At 25.3% G+C, this 16843-nt stretch carries 18 protein-coding genes; 6 read left to right on the top strand and 12 right to left on the bottom strand.

What is annotated here, in order from left to right; genetic code table 4:
- Window position 1 precedes the first annotated feature (1 nt).
- Genes T401_RS0102530 through T401_RS03365 form a run of 4 tightly spaced genes read left to right on the top strand, consistent with a single transcriptional unit; the run spans window position 2 to window position 1943 of the window.
- Window positions 2-259, top strand: coding sequence for a hypothetical protein (locus tag T401_RS0102530; protein ID WP_033178927.1), 258 nt, complete (start codon window positions 2-4; stop codon window positions 257-259).
- A complete protein-coding gene (locus tag T401_RS07000) occupies window positions 249-455 on the top strand; it encodes a hypothetical protein (RefSeq protein ID WP_033178926.1) in 207 nt (68 codons plus the stop codon). The genes T401_RS0102530 and T401_RS07000 overlap by 11 nt, the downstream gene beginning before the upstream one ends.
- 2 nt (window positions 456-457) lie before the next feature.
- Window positions 458-1438, top strand: a complete 981-nt coding sequence (locus tag T401_RS06995) for a tyrosine-type recombinase/integrase (RefSeq protein WP_033178925.1) — start codon at window positions 458-460, stop codon at window positions 1436-1438.
- Entirely contained in the window at window positions 1419-1943 is a 525-nt protein-coding gene (locus tag T401_RS03365; RefSeq protein ID WP_052169667.1) for a hypothetical protein, read from the top strand. The genes T401_RS06995 and T401_RS03365 overlap by 20 nt, the downstream gene beginning before the upstream one ends.
- A 794-nt stretch (window positions 1944-2737) precedes the next feature.
- Here T401_RS03365 and T401_RS0102510 read toward each other — a convergent pair.
- From T401_RS0102510 to T401_RS0102480, 7 genes are read right to left on the bottom strand one after another with little or no spacing between them, the layout of a single operon-like run.
- A complete protein-coding gene (locus T401_RS0102510; protein ID WP_033178924.1) occupies window positions 2738-3826 on the bottom strand; it encodes a nicotinate-nucleotide adenylyltransferase in 1089 nt (362 codons plus the stop codon).
- 8 nt (window positions 3827-3834) lie between these two features.
- Entirely contained in the window at window positions 3835-5070 is a 1236-nt protein-coding gene (locus T401_RS06990) for a Y-family DNA polymerase (protein WP_033178923.1), read from the bottom strand.
- Window positions 5063-5458, bottom strand: coding sequence for an iron-sulfur cluster assembly scaffold protein (locus T401_RS0102500; RefSeq protein ID WP_274541128.1), 396 nt, complete (start codon window positions 5456-5458; stop codon window positions 5063-5065). The genes T401_RS06990 and T401_RS0102500 overlap by 8 nt, the downstream gene beginning before the upstream one ends.
- 25 nt (window positions 5459-5483) lie before the next feature.
- Window positions 5484-6653, bottom strand: coding sequence for an aminotransferase class V-fold PLP-dependent enzyme (locus T401_RS0102495; RefSeq protein ID WP_033178921.1), 1170 nt, complete (start codon window positions 6651-6653; stop codon window positions 5484-5486).
- Window positions 6646-7392 carry a TlyA family RNA methyltransferase gene (locus T401_RS0102490; RefSeq protein WP_033178920.1) on the bottom strand — a complete coding sequence of 249 codons (747 nt, stop codon included), beginning with the start codon at window positions 7390-7392 and terminating at the stop codon, window positions 6646-6648. The genes T401_RS0102495 and T401_RS0102490 overlap by 8 nt, the downstream gene beginning before the upstream one ends.
- A complete protein-coding gene (locus tag T401_RS06985; protein ID WP_033178919.1) occupies window positions 7385-7846 on the bottom strand; it encodes a transcription antitermination factor NusB in 462 nt (153 codons plus the stop codon). The genes T401_RS0102490 and T401_RS06985 overlap by 8 nt, the downstream gene beginning before the upstream one ends.
- 59 nt (window positions 7847-7905) lie before the next feature.
- On the bottom strand, window positions 7906-8709 hold the full coding sequence (locus T401_RS0102480) for a TIGR00282 family metallophosphoesterase (RefSeq protein WP_033178918.1): 804 nt from the start codon (window positions 8707-8709) through the stop codon (window positions 7906-7908).
- Between the two features lie 94 nt (window positions 8710-8803).
- On the opposite strand from T401_RS0102480, the gene T401_RS06980 reads away from it, so the two are divergent.
- Both T401_RS06980 and T401_RS06975 read left to right on the top strand, forming a co-directional pair.
- Window positions 8804-10144 (top strand): putative cysteine peptidase, encoded by a 1341-nt coding sequence (locus T401_RS06980; protein WP_033178917.1) that lies wholly within the window; start codon window positions 8804-8806, stop codon window positions 10142-10144.
- A complete protein-coding gene (locus tag T401_RS06975) occupies window positions 10131-10604 on the top strand; it encodes a hypothetical protein (protein WP_033178916.1) in 474 nt (157 codons plus the stop codon). Before T401_RS06980 ends, T401_RS06975 begins: the two co-directional genes overlap by 14 nt.
- 34 nt (window positions 10605-10638) lie before the next feature.
- Here T401_RS06975 and recA read toward each other — a convergent pair whose 3' ends face one another.
- The 5 genes from recA to T401_RS03500 all read right to left on the bottom strand — a co-directional run.
- The gene (gene recA, locus T401_RS0102465) at window positions 10639-11643 is read right to left on the bottom strand and encodes a recombinase RecA (RefSeq protein WP_033178915.1); all 1005 of its coding nucleotides are present in this window, start codon (window positions 11641-11643) and stop codon (window positions 10639-10641) included.
- A gap of 91 nt (window positions 11644-11734) precedes the next feature.
- A complete protein-coding gene (locus T401_RS0102460; protein ID WP_033178914.1) occupies window positions 11735-13897 on the bottom strand; it encodes a phenylalanine--tRNA ligase subunit beta in 2163 nt (720 codons plus the stop codon).
- 13 nt (window positions 13898-13910) lie between these two features.
- Window positions 13911-14858: a phenylalanine--tRNA ligase subunit alpha gene (pheS, locus tag T401_RS0102455; RefSeq protein ID WP_033178913.1), complete on the bottom strand. Its 948-nt coding sequence runs from the start codon at window positions 14856-14858 to the stop codon at window positions 13911-13913.
- Window positions 14848-16071: a replication-associated recombination protein A gene (locus tag T401_RS0102450; RefSeq protein WP_033178912.1), complete on the bottom strand. Its 1224-nt coding sequence runs from the start codon at window positions 16069-16071 to the stop codon at window positions 14848-14850. The genes pheS and T401_RS0102450 overlap by 11 nt, the downstream gene beginning before the upstream one ends.
- A gap of 72 nt (window positions 16072-16143) precedes the next feature.
- Window positions 16144-16843 (bottom strand): hypothetical protein (locus tag T401_RS03500; RefSeq protein WP_033178911.1); only part of this gene is annotated, 700 nt, incomplete at its 5' end.

Below are 16843 nucleotides of genomic sequence, written 5' to 3'. Positions count from 1 at the left end.
TATGAGTATTAGTGTTTATATGTATTTAAATGAGATTGTTGAAATTGAATTTAAAGATGGAGAAAAATATAAAGGACTTTTAGTTCAAGACCCCCACAAAAAAGAATATTTTTATTTAATTGATATGAAGAGTGAATTTAGAATTAAGTTTAATACTTTAGCTATAAGAAAAATACAAACAAGTTTTATGGAAAACTTTTGCAGATGGATTGATAAAGTAATTAATAATAAAAAAACAAAGGAAAATAATGGAAACTAAATTAATAAAATTACTTAATAAAGAATGTGGCATAAGTTTTTGTAAAAGTGATTATGTTTTTTGAGGAACATTAACAAGAAATAAAGAAAAAGATCTATGAACTTTACAAGTAATTAATAATGAAAAATTCATTATTTCCTTTAAACCAGAAAACATTAATAAATTATGAAGATTAATTAAAAGAGAGGTTAAATAAACATGGAAGTTTTAAAATGATTAGATGAATTTAATAAATATAAATTAAATCAAGGCAAAACAAAAGCACACGTAAATTCTTTTGGTGTTGCACTTAGAAAGGTGGATTTTAAAATTTTCTCTTATGAAGAAATTAATGAAGCCATTAATAAATTAAATCTTAACAACTCCACTAAAAATACATATTTAATTAGAATTAAGGCATTTCTAAAATTTTGCTTTAAAAATGGTTTTATAAAAAAGTTTGATTTGACTGAAATAATTACCTTTAAACAAGTTTTAAAAATTAATAAACATATTTCTAACGATAAAATGACAGAACTAATTAATTTATTAAATACTTTTGATAAAAAACAAAGTTTATTCACTGTTTATTTTCACATTATAAAAGCTAATGGTTTAAGAATGGGGGAAATATATAACTTACCATGGGATTTAATAAAATCTAAAGTTTCCCAAGCGTTAGAAAACAATGAAGCAAATGACATTATTATCGAATTTTTCCCATTAAAAGGAAATAATAAAAGATTATGCATTATTCCTGCTTATCTTTTTCAAGCCATTAAACGAAATGAAAATAAAGTTTTAACAAGAATTGCATTAAAGTCAAGATTTGACAAATTTGCACAATATATAAAAACCCAAGACGATTTTTGAAAAGAAGTAAATTTCACTACCCACAAACTACGTAAATACTTTATAACTCAAGGGCTTAATAAAAATATTAGCGTCGAAAGAATAGCACAAATTACAGGACATAAAAATGTTGGAACCATTTTAAAACACTATTACACCAGAGACGACAAAGAAATTGCTAATTTAATTAATGTAATTAATAATAATGATACAGCCAAAGAAAAAGATAATGAAATAGAAAACCTAAAACAAAAATTAATTATTTTAGAACAAGCAGCAGAAACCTTTTTAAATTTGGTACAAATGAAACAACTAAAGGAATTTAATAATGAAAAACAAGAGAATTAAAAAAAGGTTTTTACCAAAAGTGAATAATAAAGAACTTAACATAAGAAATTATTTTAAAGATGGAGATTATAAAACTTATGAAGAATTTAAAAAAGCTCATAGCACTAGTTTTTGTGCCTGTTTAGCCACTTATTTAGTTAAAAGGGGTATTTATTCAAAAGAGAATTTTTTGAAGTTCTATAAGCTTATATTTTATTATGGGTTTATAGCGTATAAACAAGAAAAGGAGCTAAGAAAGTTTTTAAACAGAAAACCTAACACTGTAGCATTATTAACCACCGATAAAACTAATGCTAAATATGCTACTGATATAATAGCAAAGTCATGAGGCACAAACTTTTTAATTCAAGTCAAAATAAAAAAGAGTTTATTAACCACAAAAGACAAAAACAAGCTTATTAAAACAGCAAAGAAGTTTGACAACACTAGGGCTTTATTAGCTTTCAAAATTAAAAATAAATGAAATTTCATAGACCTTTTAAGTGGCTTAAAAATTTGGTGATAATTAAAAAATTGATTTTCGTAATGTGGGGGGTAACCCCATATTTTTGTTCATTTCATTATGATTTTTTGGCATTGTGGTTTTAAATCATGTCGTTTTTTCTTTTTGCTTTAGTTTTTCTTTAATAAATAAAAGAAAAACATATAAGTTAATTACATATAAAAAATTAATTCTTTGAATTAATTAATTTTTTATTGTAAGTAATTAACTATTATTATGTTCTTTATCTTTAGTAAATAACTTAAATAATAATAAATAGCTTTAACTAAAGTTACGGAATTACATTCCTATAAATAAATTACTAAACATACTCAAAGTTATAAGTAAAGATCATAAGTTAATAACCTACACAATAAATTAAGTTATAAAACCTACATGAAGTAGATTTAAAGAATGAAGTTAATAACCTACCCATTAATAAATTTCTTAAAACAAACTAGAAACTTTAATATTATTCTTTTCTTTTAGTTTAAAATCAAATCATTAGTAAAATGCTTAAATGATGTAAATAAAACAAGAAGAAAGAAAATAAATATAAATTTTGTAAATAATAAAAATTATTGTTATAATGAAAATGTGAAAGTTTAAAAAGAAAGGTTTTTATTATTATTTAAAACTTACTACATTTATAAACAATATTTTAATTCTTTGCTTACGACAAAGAAATTAAATAATAATATGTATTACTAAACATAGTAAGTTTTAAAACTACAACCAAAAATGTAAAGAATTTTAAAATTCAAAATATAAACCATAAAAATCATTTAAAAAAGTATCTTTTTTGTATACAAATAATATTATTTTTCTATTCCTGACCATTTAGCATAAATTTTTCATTGTTCTTCATCAATTTTAATTCCTTTTGATTGATTAAAAACAATACAACATTCATATACTACTTGTTTAAAGGCTTGTTCAATATCTAAAAAAGCTAATTTTCTTAATTTTTGAATTCCAGGTCAAGCTCTACCTTGACAAATTTTGTCAGCAATAAATAAAATCTTGTCCAATAAATTTAAATCTAAAGTCAATGAAGTGTGTTTTTTTATTGATTCTAGAACTTCCAAATCTGGATATTTATAAGCATCTCTTAAATAATAATAAGCACAAGTTTGATGCAATTTATAAGATGGTAAATTATCTTTGTTATAGCCATATGGTTTTAAAAAATCATAACTTTTTTTATGATCTCATTGCTTAGCAATATCATGTAAAAAACCAGCTTGATATGCTTTTTTGATTGGAAAATTTCATTTTTTAGCCAATTGAGCAGCAAATTGAGCAGTAAAATTTAAATGTTTATAACGTTCAATATCAACCATATTTTTAGCAATCATTTCAATGTATAAAAAGTTTTTTCCAATATATTCTTGAACTTGTGGTTCGACAATTTCTAATTTTCCTTTACGATAATCAGTTGAACTAAAATCATAAAGTGGATTATCTAATTTTTGAACATTGAACTTTTTAATATTTATTTTAGAATATTTATTACCTCTTTCAAACACGACAATTTGGGTTTTTGAAGCAATTTCTTTAATACCTTCTCATTTATTTAATTTAGGAATATTATCGCTTCCAATTAATAAAAATAATTGATCATTTTTATATTTTTGACTTAAATAATTAACAGTATCAATTGTATATGATTTGGTTTTACGTTTGGCTTCGAAATCGCAAATTTCCATTTTGTCTTCCAAAACCATTTTAATCATGTTAATACGATGTTCAACATCAACATAACCTTTTAAATCTTTAAAAGGATTTTGATAAGCAGGAATGAATAACAATTTATCCAAATTTAATTTTTTGATTGCTTCTTTAGCAATTAAAATATGTCCTTTATGAATTGGATTAAATGATCCTCCAAAAATCCCGATCCGCATATAACTCCTTAGATTTTAATTTTTGTTTTTGAATTCAAATTATTATGTACAAATTTTATACTTTTTCCTTCATTTGAATTTTCTTTTTTTAATTGACCCAATGTTTTTAATTCAAAATCAAGGTTTTTTTGCTTGATTTTGTTAATAATCGAATTAGAAGAATTGGGGTTTTGCAATTCAAACAAATCAAATGATCCTTGTTGTTTGAAAATTGAATTAACATTAGAAATACGCAATCCCAAGCCAATAATGGGACTGGCATCTCAAAATTCTTCAAAAATAGCCAGACTAGCTTCAAAAAATGATTGAATATCATTAAAATTAGAAGCATATTTTTTGGTTTTATGAATTCAAATTTTTTCAGTGGTTCTTAAACTAACAGTAATAATATTACCTTCAACATTGTGCGCCTTTGTCCGTTGTATGACCGTTTCACTTAAGTCTTTTAAAAATTTCAAAATAATTGGTTTTTCATTAGTTCTTCCAAAATCAAATGTTATTGAATTGCCATATCCCTTCATATTATTTTGAACAATTTCAATTTCCTTTGGGCTACCTTTTAATTGTGAAATAAAAATTTTATAATTTTTTCCAAACACTCTTCTTAAAAATAACTCATTTGGATAATCTATTAAATCTTTGTAACTAAAAATCTTTGCATCTTTTAATTTTTTAGAATTGGCTTTACCAATTCCAAAAACTTTTTCAATTGGTAAATCATAAAAATTAGTTTTAATATCTGTTATCCTAGTTTCTTTTATACCATGCGGTTTGGCTAAATTTGTACTCATTTTAGCAAGAAATTTAGAAAAAGAAATCCCAATTGAACAAGGCAAATTAAACTTTATTTTAATGTCGTTTTGAATTTTTTTTGCCAATGCCATGGGACTTTGATATTGATTTATAATCTCACTTGCATCGATAAAACATTCATCAATGGAATAAATATCAATTTTTTTAGTGTAATTATTTTTTAAAAATTCAAAAATTTCATTTGAAACAGAACTATACAAATCATAATGAGAATCTACAAAAATTGTGTTAGGCTCAACTGCTTTTACTTTAAAAACTGGATCACCTGCTTTTAATCCTTTTTGTTTTAATTCATTTGATAAAGCCGTAGCAATACCACGATAATGAGTTTTACCAATTGCGACTGGTTTATTTACTAAATTTGGATTTACTTTTCTTTCGCATGAGACAAAAAAAGTGTCCATATCTAAATGCAAAATGGTTTTATTCATTAATCGCCTTTTTAAAAATTCGGTAAATAATTGAAGCACATTCTAAACGATTTAAATGTACCTTAACATTTTTAAAAACAATTAATTTATCTAAATTACTTGCTTTTTGTTCATCAATTTGATTAGTATTAATCATTTCAAAATAATCATCAAGAATTGAATTAATTTCAACTTTAGTTTTATAAAGTGCTTGCTTAATAAAAAGTTCCACTGAAGCAAGAAAAATAGCACATCCCTTAGCTTTATATTCAACATTTTTTAAAACATTGTTTTCAAAAACCAAGTTCATTTGAATATCATCCACACAAACTGTTGAATGTTCTGATAATGTGTTCTTATTCTGAATAATTTGATCCTTTTTATATTGTGGTTTTGTATAAGCGTCCATAATAATTTGTTGACGCTCTTGATTATTATATGAACTCAAGGAAATTACCTCCTGATTTAATTAAAGTTTCAATTAATTTATCAACATCTTCTTTAGTGTTATAAAAAGCAATAGACACCCTTATATAACTATTTTGATATTTTTTAATTTCTCTAAAAGAATGAGCACAAAATACTCCTGATCTAACATAAATATTATGATGGCCTAAATAAGAAGCAACATCTTGAGCTGGTCAATTTTTAATATTAAATAAAACTAAATGAGAACCTCTTTGAGAATCAATTTGAACATTATTGACTTTATTTAATTCATCATATAAATAATCAGCAATTGCTTTTTCATGTTTTTGGATAGCTTCATAACTAATGCTTCTTACAAAATCAATAGCCTTTGAAAATTGAAAAATACCTGGTAAATTAGGGGTTCCTGGCTCAAATTTGGCAATAGTTGGTTTCGGGTTTCAAGAACATAAATTTAAATCCTGAACTTGACCGCCACCTCATTTAACTGGTTTTAATTGATCAAGTAATTGCTTTTTAACAACTAAAGCTCCAGTGCCCATTGGTCCATAAATTTTATTACCAGAAAAAGCAATAACATCACTATGTTTTAAACTTACTTTTTTATGGACGATTGCTTGTGCTGCGTCATTAATTAAAATGGCATTATATTGTTTTGCTTTTAAATAAATTTCTGCCATATTAAAATCAACATCAAAATTATTAGAAATTTCAGGAATAGCAATAATTCTTGTATTTGAATTTATATTATTTAAAAGTTCTTGATTATTTTTTACAAAAATGAATTTAAAACTTGAATGGGGAAAATTTTCAAAAAATGGAACAATGTTTGAATTGTGATTAAAATAAGAAAGAATAATTTCACCTGGTTCGATCTTTTCTTTTAACATCCTTGCAATTAAATTCAAAGACTCGGTTGTTCCACTTGTAAAAATTAATTCCTCTTCACTAGCATCCACAATATTTGCAATATTTTTTCTTGCATAGTTAAATTTTTGGATAATTTCCATACCTAATAATGAATCCGAGGTTCTTGTCGAAAAAGAACATTCTTGGTAAAATCAATTACCTTCATCGATCACCATTTGAGGCTTAAAAGTCAATGCAGAATTATCAAAATAAACAATATCAGGGTGATTTTTAAACATTGGAAAATTATTTTTTACATTATTCATTTATTTCTTCCTTTCTAAATAATGAAATATATTCAATATTTTTTGATTTCTCTCCGGTAATAGGACTTTTAGCAATAAATTCATTTTTAAACTCAAAACTTTTAGCAAAATTTATGACTTTATTAATAATATAATGATGATGTTCTTCTTTAACAAATCCACCTGTTTCAACATATTTACTGCTTGCTTCAAATTGGGGTTTGATTAATAACATTAAAGTAGTATTTTCATTAAGAATTTCTTTACATACCTTAAAGACATGTTTAGAACTTATAAATGAAACATCGCAACTTACAAAATCAATTTCTTCTTCAAACATTGATCTTGTTAAATTCTTTAAATTAGTTTTTTCATAGATTTTGATTTTAGGATTAGTTCTTAAAGAATAATCTAATTGATTGGTCCCACAATCCACTGCATAAACTTTTTTTGCTTGATTTTCTAAAAGGACTTGGACAAATCCACCAGTTGAAGAGCCAATATCTAAACAAACCTTATTCTTAATGTCAATTTTAAACTTCTTTATTGCTTCAATCAACTTCAAAGCTGCTCTTGAAACATATTTATTTTTGTTTTTTTTAAGAATCTCGTATTTAAAAGTATTTTCTTCAAATTTTAAAGAAGGTAAAAAAGTTTTCTCACCATTAGCAATAACATAACCTTCTCTTATTCATGATTCAGCAAGAAATTCATCTAAATTTTCTTTTTCCATAATTAGTTCTAATAAAGTTCTACGCATTTTTCTTATTTACTACTTGAGCTAAAATATCTAAAACTTTATTGACAAATTTATAATGATTTCCTGGAACAAAAATTTTTGTGATATTAATTAATTCATTAATAACAACTTTGGGTTTATTAAACATTAATTCAAATAAACCATAAATTAAAACGGATCTTACATATGGTAAAACTCTTTCATATGTTCATTCATTAGAAAGGGTTTTGATAATAATATTTTTAAAATTATCGTAATTTTTTGAAATGTTTTCTAAAGCAAAAATTTCATCAGCATTTAAATCCTGATTTTCAAAAATTTCGTTTATCTCAATTTTTTGGTCAAACAATTCATAAGAATAAATAATATTAATTAATTTCGTTCTTTTCTCATATTTTTTTAATAGAAAAATAATTTTTTCATCTTCAGTTGAAAGTTTAGAATTTGGTTTTTCTTGGTCAATTTCATTATACATAGAGCGCTCCTTAAACTTTAGTTTAAATATTATAAATAAAAAATAAATATAGAGATTAATTATTCTCATATATTTATTAATTCAATGTGTTTTTCTACACTTTTTTTAGTTAATGTAAATACAATTCCATTCAATTGGCATTTATTTTCAGACACTTGAAAAGGTAATTTGGCATTATATCTCATTTTTTGATACACCTCTTCATAATTAGAACCAATTGCACAATCTCTTGGTCCACACATACCAGCATCTGTTACAAAATAAGTTCCTTTAGGCAATGTTCTTGCATCATTAGTTTGGACATGGGTATGAGTGCCAAATAAAGCTGATGCTTTACCATCCACATATAATGAAAAAATTGCTTTTTCTGATGTTGTTTCTGCATGAAAATCAATGATTCAATAATCAGCTTCAAATTGATTGTATAATTCATCAAATTTATCAAAAAAATCATTAGCTTGTTCTTCTTCTCAAGGGCTTAATAAAGGGTTAAAAGTGATGCCCATGAATGATAAAACGGCAATTTTTTGATTTTTAACTTCAAAAATTCTAATTCCTGAACCTGGATATTTATTATCAATATTCGCTGGTCTTATTAAATCTACTTCCTCAATAATTTCATTGATTTTAGATTTAGCTCAAACATGATTTCCTAAAGTAAAAGCGTTAACTCCTGCTCTTTTTAATCTTTTATAATCTTTTGGTTCAAAACCTTTTCTACCTGAAACGTTTTCAGCTTGAGCAATTACAAAGTCAATATTATATTTAGTTTTTAATTTAGGTAATTCTTTTTCTACCATTCTTATTCCTGGCGAACCAAAGATGTCTCCAAGAAATAAAATATTAATTTTTTCATTATTCATAACTAATAATTATAACCTCAATAATCGTTTTCTTATATTTAAACTAATATAAATTTTAGTAAAATTAAATAGTAGGATGGTAAAAAAGGGGGCTATGAATAAGAAATTAATTTTAAATTTATCATTAATACCATTACTATCTTTGTCAATGATGTCAATGCATATAAGTTACAAAGAAAAAAATGATAAGGGATTATTAGATAAAGAAGAACAACATTTTTTAATCAATTCTGAAATCGCAAGAATAAAAAGAATTATTGGATTAAATATCAAGTATATAGGACATAAAATTATAAATGGTTTTTTAAATGAAAAATATTTTTTTGTTATTACTAATAAAGCCGTTTCAATAATTGATATAAATACAACTGTAACAATACAAGTAATAACAACAAACGATGAAAGATTTTTAAATGAAAATGTAATTTATGCTAATAATTTTGGTTTGCTAATAGAAAGAAATAATGGCAAATTTGAATCATTATTATCTAATCAAATATTTTCAAAAGAAGAAATTGAGAAAAATATTTTACCATTAGAAATTTCAAATGATGTTGAATTTATTAAAAATCAAAGAAACAAAAGAAAAATGGAAATATCAACAATGAATATGGATCGAAGAAAATATGGAACAAATTTAGATTATCCAAAATTGTCTTATTATGGCAAGAATAAGTTTAATGTATCTCACGTTGTACCACATGCTTGATGATTTGCAACAAGAAATAGTGATATGGAAACTGGTTATATAGATTTTGAATATGAAGATCCTAATAGTAAAAATGGACTTTGCGAATACGTAGCATTATCTCAATTACTACTTTATAATCATTTATTTATTGATGCTTCAATATTTTCAGAAGATGATTTTGATAAATACATTCAAATAAATTGATCAAGAAAATTAGAACATTCATCTCCTGTTTTTAAACACATTATAGACGCAAATAAAGAAGCATGACAAAAATTATTACCTTATAAATTATATGAATCAAATGAAAGACATATTAATTTAAAAAACACCAAACATTATTGAACGTCAGTTGAATCAATAATTGGAAAGAATAATTTAAATTGAAAATTAGAAGGAAAATATGCAGGATATTACCAAGCTTGAAAAAATGTTAGAAATGGATATCCAGTTATTTTAGGTGTTGCTCCTTTTCTGAATGAAAAATGATTTGATCATGCATATTTAATGTATGGATATGATGATAATTCTGACATGTTCTTAGGAACGTGTTGCTTTGGAGGAGAGACAAATATTATTTTATATTCTTACTGAACAAAAGCATATGGTTCATATTATTTCACATTAAAATCAGTAGGTAGCTATAGGAAATTAAAAGAGAATTTTTTCTACAAAGACAGATATTACTATGGTCCAGTTATTACTACTTTAATAGAAAGTGAAACCTATAATGAAGAAGATTAGAAATGGATGTTTGATATTCTTCCATATAGCTTTAGCAATCCTTTTATTAATAATATGTCCATTATATTTTGAATATTTTCATTATAAATCAATTGGAGTAGTAAATGGAATTTCATTTCGATATAGTGGGTTTTATTTCTTCGCTGATTATATGGGGTATATAATAATAATTCCATTAAATTGCATTATTTTTTGAGCTTTATTTAAGATTGAAAAAATACCAAAAATAGCTATTTTAATTACTACCTCTATTATTTTTGGGCTTTCTTTAGGCGGAATAATTTATAGTTTAATTTTTATTGGGTTCATTCAATACAAAATAGTTGGAATTGTCATCATTTATTTTATATTTAATATTGGCTTTATTGGTGGATTTATTGGTGTTTATACTTGGTTATTTAAATCAATAATAAAAGAACTTAAAAAAGCTAAGCACGAATGAAATAAAAACAGTTTTTAGAGACAAAAATCTAAAAACTGTTTTTTTAAATTCCTTAAAACCCAATTTTTTCTAATACTAAGGATTTTATTTTTTGAAGTAATTCTTTATTGGTTTCTAAAACTAATTGTAAATTGGTTTTACCTTGGGCAATGTTTTCTCCTTCAAAACTATATCAAGATCCTTTTTTAATTAGAATTTGGTATTCCTCGGCTAAATCAATAATTTCTGAATAATGGTTAATTCCTTTTGAAAAAATGATTTCAATTTGAGCATTTTTATAAGGTGCAGCTAATTTATTTTTAACAATTTTGCATTTAACTTGATTACCTAAAATATCACCATTATTAGTTAAGTTTTGTAGTTTTCTTACTTCCATTCTGATTGTTGAATAGAATTTTAATGCCTTACCTCCAGGGGTGGTTTCTGGATTGCCAAACATTACACCAATTTTTTCTCTTATTTGGTTAATAAATAAAACACTAGTTTTTGTTTTTGATAATGAGCCAGTAATCTTTCTTAAAGCTTTGGACATTAATCTTGCTTGAAGCCCAATAACTTGATCACGCATTTCGCCATTTAATTCAGCTTCAGGTACTAATGCAGCCACTGAATCAACCACAATTAAATCAATTGCACCAGTTTTGGCTAAGCTATCAACAATTTCTAAGGCTTGTTCGCCAGAATCTGGTTGTGAAAGAATTAAGTTATTAATATCAACACCTAAATTCATTGCATAAATTGGGTCTATTGAATGTTCAGCATCAATAAAGGCAGCAATCCCACCAGCTTTTTGAATTTCGGCAATGGCATGTAAGGCGATGGTGGTTTTTCCACTGCTTTCAGGTCCATATATTTCAATAATTCTACCTTTTGGTCATCCTTTAATCCCTAAAGCTCGGTCAATTGCCAAGGAACCTGAACTAAATGTTTCTGGTTGAATATCTGGTTTTGTACCTAGAATCATAATAGATTCATGACCAAATTTCTTTTCAATTTCTTTAAGTGTTGCTTCTAATAATGCATTATTTTTTAAAATTTCTGCTTCGTCTTTTTTCATATTCCTCCACTTCTATTTTATAAATCTAAGCTTAATTATTTTTAGATTTAAGAAAAAAATAGGAAAAAAGCAAAAACAGCTATGGTTTTTGCTAATTAAAATCCTTATCAAACCATTTGGTTGCTCATTCTTCTAATAAAATTGATAAAGTTACATTTCTTGTTTGATCTTCTTTAATAAATACTCCTAATAATGAAACTTTATGAATTCCTTTAATTTGGGCAAGTTTATTGATAGTTGCATCAATTGATTCATTTGGTTTTAAATTAATAGTAATGTCTCTTGATTTTAAAGGAGCATGTTGATAAGGTTTATATTGTAAATTATGATCATTAATCTTATTTAATAAAATTTCAGCATAAATACTTTTATCTTTTAAATATGAAGGATGGATCTTGGCAATATAACCAATCATTTGGTCTTCTAAATAAATTTCGCAGTTAACATTAGGATGAAAAATGTTGCTACTTGATTTTTTAAAGACTAAGGATTTATTGGTTAAAGAAGTAATATCAGTTTTAATTTCATTGAATGTCTTTTCGTTTGATACAATTCCTAAAACATTCATTTCTTCATTAATCATACCGATTTCAAAGAAACTTGCTTTATTCATTCCTTGTTTTTGATTTCTTATTAAAATATCATTTAATGAAAAAATCATTGAATTTCTAATTTGTGAATGTTCTAAATTTTTTGATAAAGGGGTATTGATTTTAGTATCAAAGCCAAATGGATTAAAAATATTGTTTTCAGGGTTTATTAAAGTAAAAGTTCTTATGTTTTGATAACCTTTATCTTTAAATAATTTTAAATAATCTCATTCTTTGTTTTGCCTCATTAACAAACGAATTAAAGTTGGTTGTTTTGAAGGAAAATTATCATATCCATAAAATCTAAATACTTCTTCAACAAAATCTTGCATGGTATGAAGATCATATCTGTAATTAGGGAAATAAACTAAATCATTTTTAAATTCGAAACCTAAATTACTTAGTTTTGATAAAGTTTCTTGATATTTTTTGGTTCTAGTAATATTAAAACCAGCATATTTATTAAGATATTTTTTATCCAAAATAATTGATGTTCTTTTAATTTTAGGAGGATTGACTAAATTTGAAAAATCATTTAATTGTGAAGCAATAAATGAATAAGCCAATAAAATTTCGCCACCGTTAATTTCTTTAGAAGCACGGTTGGAAGATAAAGTTTCTAATTTAATTTGTTTAGCGCTTCTTCTTACTTCTTTTAAATTAAATGAAGCTAATTCTAAAACAGCTTTAGTTGCTGGAGTTTTAAACATTTTAGTTTCTAAACCAATAGTTGCTGCTAATGAAACAATATCTTTACCGTTTTTAACAACTAAATTGTTTTCTAATTGAACATTTTTATTACCTAAAATGCTAATTTCTTGGTTTGATAAACCAGTTGAAAATGTTTTAGAAGTTAAATCGTCACCATTATAAACGTGACAAGGAACACCGCTATAAAGCAATACTAAATTGGTTAAATCAATTAAATTGTTAAAAGTTTTGATCTTGTGTTTTCATAGAAATAATTGATCTTGAATTTCTAAATTAAAATTGGTATCCTTAGTTTCAGTTAAAGTAAAATGATGGGTTTGAATTAAATCAGCAACTTTTAAATCTGATTCAAAAGTTGGTTTTTTATTTTTTAATGCGGGAATTTGGTGATTAAAATAAGCAGCGATTTCTTTTGCCATAATTAAATAAGAATTGGCATCAGCACGGTTAGATAAAATGCTAACATCAATTAAATAATCATTTAATTCTAAATATTCCATTGGATCATTATTTAAATCAATGGCTTGATCAAACACAAAAATTTGATCTTGAAATTCATCAGGAATAATGTTTTCGTCAAAACCAATTTCACCTAACCCTACTAACATTCCATCAGAAACAATTCCTTGCATTGTTCTTGGGGCAAAAACTGTCTTTCCACTTCTAGAACCAGGAACAAATGCCATTAAATATTTATTAACCCTTACATTAGTAGCGGTAGTTTGAATAATTCTTTTTTCGTTATTAGCAAATTGAATTTCACAAACAGTTAATTTATCAGCATTAGGGTTTTTATAGGTGTTTAAAACATATCCAAATTTAATCCCTTCTACTTCATTAAACTTTTGATATCCTTCTACTTCAAAACCAATGGAATTAATAGCTTGCACCATTTCTTCAACTGAAATTGGTTTATTAATGATACTTAATAATCTTTTATATGAAAAAATCATTTATTCCTCCTTATTATAATTCTTTAAATTGTTTTAAAAAACGTTTGTCATTTGAATAAAGTTCACGAATATCATCAATTCCATATTTAATCATTGTAATACGTTCAATCCCAATTCCAGCAGCAATACCATTCATATTATTAGTATAACCAGCCATTTTTAAAACATTTTCATGAAGCATTCCAGCCCCTAGAACTTCAACTCAACGATTTTTAAAAAACACATCGACTTCAACAGAAGGTTCAGTAAATGGGAAATAAGATGGTCTTAATCTAACTTTTATTTTTTCTTCTAAAACATAAGAAAGCATTTCTTCTAATGTATAAATTAAGGTTCCAAAAGAATGATTTCCTACGCTAACTAAATCAAGTTGAGTAAATTGGTGAGTATGAGTAGCGTCTTCTTCATCATTTCGATATACTTTCCCTAAAGCAAATTGTGAAAAAGCTTGATTTTGGTATGTTTCTAAAGCTCTAGCAGTAATTCCGGTATTATGGGTTCTTAGTAATTTATTTGGTTCAATATATAAAGAATCTTGCATATCTCTTGCTGGATGTTCTTTAGGAATATTTAGTCTTTCAAAATTGTATTCGTCGTTTTCAATTTCTGAATATTGTGTTTCAAAATAACCATTTGCAATTAATCATTCTCTAAATCTTTGACAAATGATATTAATTGGGTGAATTGTACCTTCAAAATTAATTGGTTCAGCAAAATCTACATACTCATTTGCTAAAGTTTTTTCAATTTCTAAATTAGTGATTTTTTGTTTTGCTTGTTCAAAAAATAATTCAGCTGCTTGTTTTAATTCTTGGATTTGTTTTCCAATTAATGCTTTTTCCTCTTTTGGGGCAGTTTTTAAATTTTCCATTAATGTTTTTAATTCAACAGAGTTATTAAATTTATTTTTAATTAATTTCAAATCTTCAATTGAGTTAATTTCATCTAAATTAAATTTCATCTTTTTCTCCTTTAATATCATTTCAATATTTATTGATTTTTTCTTCTCATCCGATTTTATTTTTCAAATAAAACTTTTGGGCTAATAATTGTTTAGGTAAATAATTTTGTTTTACATAGTGTTTAGAAAAATCATGAGGGTATTTATAATCAATTCCTCTTTTTAATTTTGAAGCCGATTGATAATGAGCATCCTTTAAATGATTAGGAATTTCATAAATATGACCTTCATTTAAATATTTTTCGACTTTATTTATACTAGTATAAACTGAATTTGATTTAGGACTTAAAGCAATGTTTAAAATAGCAAAGCCAATTGGTAATCTTCCTTCTGGCAAACCTAATCTTTCAAAAGCGTTAATTGCATTTAAAACCTCATTGCCTAATTTAGGATTAGCTAAGCCGACATCTTCATAAGAAGCACAAAGCATTCTTCTAAAAAGGCCATCATAATCTCCTGTTTTTAAAATTAGCAATCCATAATACAAGGCAGCATCAGGATCGCTTCCTCTTAAAGATTTATGAAAAGCACTTAAATAATCATAATGTGCATCTTGATTTTTATCAGAACTAAAATTAATTTGTGGAATAATTTTTTTTACTCCATCAAGTTCAACGTAATCTTTATTTTTAAATAAAAAATATATTAATTCATATTTATTAATTGCATTTCGAAAATCTCCACCAGATTGCAAAGCAATAAACTCATAAATTTCATTGGTTAAATTAAGATTATGATTGCATTCTTGATTAATTTGTTTTAACCTTTGAACAATAATTTCAGGACTTGGTTGTTGAATTTCAATAATATGGCACCTTGAGCGTAAAGCAGGATTTAATTTAAAATAAGGATTTTCGGTTGTAGTAGCATAAATTGTGATTAAATCATTTTCTAAATATGGTAATAAAATATCTTGCTTATCTTTATTTAAACGATGAATTTCATCAATGATTAAAATTTTATTTAATTCAATTTTTTTAATTAAATCCTCTTTTTTATCAATGGCAGCATTAAAATAATCAAAAGAAACATTTAATTGATTGGCCAAAATATAAGAAATAGTGGTTTTACCAGTGCCTGGTTTTCCATAAAAAATAAATGAACGAAAATCATTATTCTCAATAATAAATTGGAATAATTTTTTTAAATTTTCATCACCTAAAAAATCTTTTAATAAAACTGGTCTAGTTTCAGCTGCTAAATTTTTTGCCATAACTTTAATAATTATATTATTAATTCTTAAAAAAAGAAAAAGTTAGTCAAAAGACTAACCTTTGATTTTTTATTAGATAATGCTGGTTGCTCTTAAAGTGATTAACACAACATTAGTAATAATTAGAAGAATTAAAATAACAATAAGTGCTCAAAAACCATTTGAAACTTTGTCGTTAGTTACAACGGTTGTTTCATATTCATTTTTAAATCCATGTAAGGTTTGAACAGCAATAGCTGATTGTTCTTGACCTTTTCTTACTACGTATTGAACATCTAAAGCTCTGTTGTTTGGAACAACTTTGATAATTTCAACTTCGTGTCCTTCTAATTCTGCTTCGATGTCTTTAGCACCAATTTGGTAAGCAGTTTTTTCCTCAATGTTTTCAATATGGAATTTTACTAATTGTGAGTTTAAGTTCAAACCACAGCAGCATGAAGATTTGTCTTTTGAACATTTGTCTAAACAACAAGCTTCTGATTTTTCTTCGCAACAAGCTGATGATTTTTCTAAACAACAAGCTTCTGATTTTTCTTCACAACAAGATTCTGATTTTTCTAAACAACAAGCTTCTGATTTTTCTTCACAACAAGATTCTGATTTGTCTAAACAACAAGATTCTGATTTTTCTTCGCAACAAGCTGATGATTTTTCTAAACAACAAGCTTCTTCTAATTTTTCTTCTTCTTTAACTTTAGAAACTGGTTTATCAACTAAGTTTTCTTTTTCTAAATAAGTAATAACTTCCTCTTTAGCAACTCTTTCTTCGTTT

The organism is Mycoplasma anseris ATCC 49234 (assembly GCF_000702805.1).
GTDB lineage: Bacteria > Bacillota_I > Bacilli_A > Mycoplasmatales > Metamycoplasmataceae > Metamycoplasma > Metamycoplasma anseris.
Note: the sequence above shows the minus strand (reverse complement) of the source record. Positions and strands in the feature narration are given on the sequence as shown.